Origin of the sequence: Shouchella lonarensis (assembly GCF_900096965.1) — a bacterium.
GTDB lineage: Bacteria > Bacillota > Bacilli > Bacillales > Bacillaceae_D > Shouchella > Shouchella lonarensis.
This window is the reverse complement of the sequence record NZ_FMYM01000025.1, coordinates 1-1,028: the sequence shown is the minus strand read 5'-3', so window position 1 is coordinate 1,028 and position 1,028 is coordinate 1. Positions and strand designations below refer to the sequence as shown.

Annotated in this window: 1 protein-coding gene; it reads left to right on the top strand. The window is 53.1% G+C overall.

Going from position 1 to position 1,028, the window contains the following annotated elements:
• The coding region (locus tag BLT29_RS13790) for a pyocin knob domain-containing protein (RefSeq protein WP_367576301.1) at positions 1 to 1,028 on the top strand (1,028 nt) is incomplete at both ends.

Below are 1,028 nucleotides of genomic sequence, written 5' to 3'. Positions count from 1 at the left end.
ACGCCCAACATTACGTTAGACCGTGAAGATGTTGTGAATTTAATATTGGCCTCCATTGCGATGGAGGAAATGGGCTTGTCGCACATTATCAATGCTGAGGGAGAAAAAATTCAATATGTGCTAGGAACGTTAAATGGCGCTACAGGTCCTGCACCAACGGCCCAAGAAGTGCTTAGTGTAAATGAGAGTACACAAAATATGCTCGATACAATTTTTAAAAAGGAAATTATGCTTGCTTCAAAAATGAAATCGGCATCCAGTATTTCGACGATGCAAGGTCCACCAGGACCAACGGGACCAACGGGTCCGACAGGCGATGTGTTAAGTGTCAACGGGCAGGTTGGAAATGTCGTGCTTGACGCGGAAGATGTCGGTGCATTTCCATTAACGATGCCGGTCTCATCTGGTTCAAATTTGAATGCACCAATGTTTATGGAGCCGGGTGTATATAGTTCTAACGGTACTGATGGTCCCCCTATCGCAGGACCACCTGGGGTGACATCACCAATCTGGACGCTTTATGTATCGGTCGTTTCACCTGCAACAGTCAATCCTTGGGTGCAGCAAATATTTTTCTCTAACCCAACGATTTATATTCGTAGTTTCAATGGTGATACGTCTACGTGGAGTCCGTGGGAACAGTTCGCTGTTCAAGGTCCAACCGGCGTAATTGGCCCGACAGGCGTAACAGGTGTAACCGGTGCAACTGGCGTCACGGGTGCAACGGGTGCAACGGGTGCCACAGGTGCAACGGGTGCGACCGGCGCCACGGGACCAACGGGTGCCACTGGCGTAACAGGTGCGACCGGTGCAACGGGTGCCACAGGAGCCACAGGAGCCACAGGAGCCACAGGTACAACGGGTGCAACAGGACTCACAGGACCGACGGGCGTGACGGGCGCCACAGGACCGACGGGACCTACAGGACCTACAGGACCTACAGGTGCAACGGGTAGCACGGGATCCACGGGCGCAACGGGTCCGACGGGACCAACGGGTGCCACAGGACCTACAGGACCTACAGGTGC